Annotated in this window: 5 protein-coding genes; 1 reads left to right on the top strand and 4 read right to left on the bottom strand. The window is 55.4% G+C overall.

The genetic code is table 11. The features are described from left to right. Nucleotides 1-350: LysE family transporter (locus M0974_RS15220; protein WP_297838217.1), on the bottom strand; the 350-nt coding region annotated here is incomplete at its 3' end. Nucleotides 351-639: 289 nt separating this feature from the next. Here M0974_RS15220 and M0974_RS15225 point away from each other — a divergent pair. After that, nucleotides 640-1125 carry an Lrp/AsnC family transcriptional regulator gene (locus tag M0974_RS15225; protein WP_297838219.1) on the top strand — a complete coding sequence of 162 codons (486 nt, stop codon included), beginning with the start codon at nucleotides 640-642 and terminating at the stop codon, nucleotides 1123-1125. A gap of 22 nt (nucleotides 1126-1147) precedes the next feature. Here the strand turns inward: M0974_RS15225 and M0974_RS15230 are convergent, their stop codons facing one another. From M0974_RS15230 to der, 3 genes are all read right to left on the bottom strand, one after another. Beyond that, nucleotides 1148-1906 (bottom strand): amidohydrolase, encoded by a 759-nt coding sequence (locus tag M0974_RS15230; RefSeq protein ID WP_297838227.1) that lies wholly within the window; start codon nucleotides 1904-1906, stop codon nucleotides 1148-1150. A gap of 18 nt (nucleotides 1907-1924) precedes the next feature. Beyond that, entirely contained in the window at nucleotides 1925-3073 is a 1149-nt protein-coding gene (locus M0974_RS15235; RefSeq protein WP_297838221.1) for a pyridoxal phosphate-dependent aminotransferase, read from the bottom strand. 118 nt (nucleotides 3074-3191) lie between these two features. Next, nucleotides 3192-4625 (bottom strand): ribosome biogenesis GTPase Der (gene der / locus M0974_RS15240; RefSeq protein WP_297838224.1); only part of this gene is annotated, 1434 nt, incomplete at its 5' end.

The raw sequence follows: 4625 nt of genomic DNA on the forward strand, positions 1-4625 counted from the left end.
AGTCCAGATGTTGCCGCCGACAGCAACTCCTTCTTAGCCGGTTTGCCCCCTTCGATTGCCTGATGGTCGGCGAACCAAAACTGCCAAGCCAGGTAGCAGAGATACAGTGCAGCGCCCCAGCGCACCAGTTGAAATAACGCGCTGAAGTGCTCGGCAACCATCGCCAGACCAAAGACTGCAAACGACAGGTAAGTCAGATCACCAAGGATCAGTCCGAACAGCAGGCAAAACCCCGACAACGCACCACCGCTGACGCTCCGAGCCACCAACGCTGCCATACCAGGGCCGGGAATCGCGGCGGCAATACCAAGCGCTACTGAATAGGAAAGTATTTCTGTCATGTCGAGCATGGGCGATCCTTAAGTAATTTATTATTTGAACGCGGATAATTAGCGGTTACTTGCTCAATCCTTATCTGTGGCCCACTACGTCAAATAGCGGTCAACTCACTTTATTTAACCCAACGAAGCACCCGACATTGATTGGCATAGCGGATAGAAGCGCGGTAATTCCAACGGCTGAAACCCTGAAACTGGAAAAAAGATTACACCTGCTGGACGGGAATATTATTTCTACTTTAATTGTCTGCACTACCAGAATAGGTAGAATCTGCCGCATGAACACAGGAAAGGGGAATTTATGACCGTTCAAGCGCTGAATCTCACCGATGTCAAAATTCTTACGGCTCTGCAACAAGATGGCAGGATTACTAACCAGACCCTGGCCGACCATATCGGCATGTCTGCCTCACCGTGCTGGCGTCGGGTCAGGCAGTTGGAGGAACATAGCTATATTCAGGGTTACAGGGCTGTGCTCGACCGACGCAAAATAGGCTTGGGGGTCATGGTCTTCATCCGCATTAACATCGACCGCCACAGCGAAGCCGAAGCAAAGAAATTCGAACAGGAAGTCATGCAACTGGAGGATGTGGTGGCGTGCTACAGCATCGGTGGCGACGCCGACTTTCTCGTGCAGGTGGTGGCACGTGATCTAGATTCTTTTGCTGATTTTGCTATGACCGTTGTCCGGCAGTTACCTGGCATCAAGGAAATGCAGAGCATGTTCGTGCTCAAGGAGATAAAGCCTTTCGTATCATTCCCGGTGAAACGCCCCCAAACGGATTGATGATACCTTTCAGGGGTAATAACTATTGCAGCTCAAACACATCCGCATCCAGATTTGCCGGAAACCGAGTGCGGTAGGCGGCTAAATCGGCGGCGTTGAGGCTGACGTGGAACACGCCATCGGCCTCGCCGGCACTCAACAAGGTTTCACCTTGAAAGTCTATAACCTGGCTATCGCCGGTGTAGGTGAAACCTTTGCCATCAACCCCTACCCGATTAACCGCAGCGACATAACACAGGTTTTCAATGGCCCGTGCCGGCAACAACCGATTCCAATGCAGACGCCGAGCGCCCGGCCAATTGGCGGTATACAGCAACAAATCGGTGTCTTGCGCGTCGCGACTCCAGACCGGAAAACGCAGGTCGTAGCAAATCAGTGGTCGAACTCGCCAGCCTTTCAATTCGAACTGAACCTGACGCTCACCCGGTGTGTAATGCTTGTGCTCGCCCGCCATGCGGAACAGATGGCGCTTGTCGTAATGCAGAACCTCGCCATCAGGCCTAGCCCACAGCAGGCGATTGCGATGGCTGCCGTCAGCAGCACAAATAATCACGCTGCCCGTCACCACGGCGTTAAGCTTTTTCGCCTGGGCCAACATCCACGTCTGCGTAGGACCCTGCTCCGGCTCTGCCTGGGCTTCGGAGTCCATGGTAAACCCGGTGGTGAACATCTCCGGCAGGATGACCAGATCAGCACCTGCTGCCTGATCAAGCAACAACTCAAAGTGGTCGAGGTTGGCTTGGCGGTTATGCCAGACCAAGGTGGTCTGGACCAATGCAATGTTAAGGTCGGGTAACTCTTAGATCGCGCATAGTTTTGTGGCTGCCTGACGCAGCGTCTCCTCGCGTTTGGCGAAGCACAAACGAATCAGCCGCTGGCCCTGCGGCGGGGACTGGTAGAACACCGAAACTGGAATGCTCGCGACCCCGTGCTCACGGGTCATCCACAGCGACATGTCGACGTCATTCAAGTCTGGGCGAATCTGCGAATAATCCACCAACTGAAAGTACGTACCGCCTACACGGTCGAACGTGAAGCGCGACGGTGCAAGCAAATCACAGAACAGGTCACGCTTGGCCTGATAGAACGCCGGCAGCTCCTCCACGTGCTCGGGACATTCAGCCATGAAGTCAGCCAAGGCGTATTGCAACGGCGTCACGCCACAAAAGCTGACGTACTGGTGAATCTTGCGCAACTCTGCAGTCAGTGCCGGCGGCGCGACCACATAGCCGGTCTTCCAACCGGTGACATGGTAGGTCTTGCCGAACGAGCTAACCACGAAGGCGCGCTGATACAGCTCTTCATGTGCCAGGATGCTGACGTGCTTCATACCGTCAAACACCAGGTGCTCGTACACTTCGTCGCTGACCAAATAGATATCGCGGTTGGCGATCAGCGCCGCCAGTTGATCAAGTTCAGCACGGCTGATTAACGCACCCGTCGGGTTGTGCGGGCTGTTGAGGATGATCATCCGGGTACGCGGGGTGATGGCGTCAGCGAGTTTCTGCCAATCAATGGAAAAGTCGCCATCACTCAGCTGCACATGCACGCAGCGGCCACCTGCCAGATCGACCGACGGCTCATAGCTGTCGTAACACGGGTCAAACACGATCACTTCATCGCCGGGATGAATCACCGTCTGAATCGCGCAAAAGATAGCTTGGGTTGCGCCGGGGGTGATGGTGACTTCAGTGTCAGGATCAACCTGGCGACCATAACTGCGGGCGATTTTCGCCGCGACTTGTTGGCGTAGGGCCGGCAAACCGGTCATCGGCGAATATTGGTTGTGGCCATCGGCAATGTGGCGACCCACGGCATCGCGCAATGATTGCGGGCCATCGAAGTCAGGAAACCCTTGCGACAGATTGATCGCACCTGTCTGGGTCGCGAGCTGTGACATGGTGGTGAAGATGGTGGTGCCGACGTTCGGCAGCTTACTGGTGATCATCGGCTATTACCTTGCTAGCCCCGGCTCTACGGGGCACGGGAGACAAGAAGGATAGCCCATACGACGCGCATAAAAAAAGGCGCCATTGGCGCCTTTCTTGAGAAACTCCGTTACACAATCAGCGCTTATCTTTGCGCTTTTTGTCGGCTTTCTTGTGGTGCGACATCATTCGACGCTTCTTATTGACCTGACGGTCTGTGAGCGTGTTCTTGTTGCCTTCGTACGGGTTCTCGCCACCCTTGAACTCGATCCGGATTGGCGTACCGACCAGCTTCAACACACGGCGGTAGGTGTTTTCCAAATAACGGACATAAGACTTGGGTACTTTCTCAACCTGGTTACCGTGGATCACGATCAACGGCGGGTTGGCACCACCCAAGTGCGCATAGCGCAGTTTGATGCGGCGGCTGCCAACCATCGGCGGAGCATGCTCGCTGACTGCGTCTTCAAGGATCTGGGTCAGACGATTGGTCGGCCAGCGGGTAACCGCAGACATGAATGAGTTCTGCACCGACTGGTACAGGTTACCCACGCCAGTACCGTGCAGGGCGGAGATGAAGTGAATGTCAGCGAAGTCGACGAAGAACAACCGACGTTGCAGCTCAACCTTCACATAGTCGCGCTCGCTCGGCGTCATGCCGTCCCACTTGTTCAGCGCGATAACCAGTGCACGACCTGATTCAAGCACGAAACCCAGCAGGTTGAGGTCGTGATCGACCACGCCTTCACGGGAGTCCATCACAAAAATTACGACGTTGGAGTCTTTGATCGCTTGCAGGGTTTTTACCACCGAGAATTTTTCAACTTCCTCGTGGACCTTGCCGCGCTTGCGCACACCAGCGGTGTCGATCAGCGTGTACTTTTCGTCGCCGCGCTGGAACGGGATGTAGATGCTGTCCCGGGTGGTGCCAGGCTCGTCATAAACGATAACCCGGTCTTCACCGAGCATGCGGTTGACCAGCGTCGATTTGCCGACGTTAGGACGACCGATGATTGCGATCTTGATCCCGTCTTTTTCGCTCGGGCCTGGGATGCGCTTGGCTTCCTGACCTTCTTCGACGTGTTCTTCGTCGATTTCTTCTTCAGGGTCTTTCGGGAAGTCGCCCAAGGCGATTTCCAGCATCTGGGTGATACCACGACCGTGTGCGCCGGCAACCGGGATTGCGTCGCCCATACCCAACGGGCTGAATTCTGCGCGGGCCATTTCCGGGTCGATGTTGTCGACCTTGTTGGCAACAACGTATGAACGCTTGCCACGCTTGCGCAAGTGTTCGCCAATCATCTGGTCAGCGGCGGTGAAACCGGCACGGGCGTCTACCAGGAACAACACAACATCGGCTTCTTCGATGGCCAGCAGCGACTGCTCGGCCATCTTTTCGTCCATGCCGTGCTCATCACCAGAGATACCGCCGGTGTCGACCAGAATGTAGGAGCGCCCTTGCCACTTTGCCTCACCGTATTGGCGATCACGGGTCAGACCGGACAGATCGCCGACAATAGCGTCGCGAGTCCTGGTCAGGCGGTTGAATAAGGTGGACTTGCCGACGTTCGG

It is taken from the genome of Pseudomonas sp. (assembly GCF_026224925.1).
In the GTDB taxonomy this organism is placed as follows: Bacteria; Pseudomonadota; Gammaproteobacteria; order Pseudomonadales; family Pseudomonadaceae; genus Aquipseudomonas.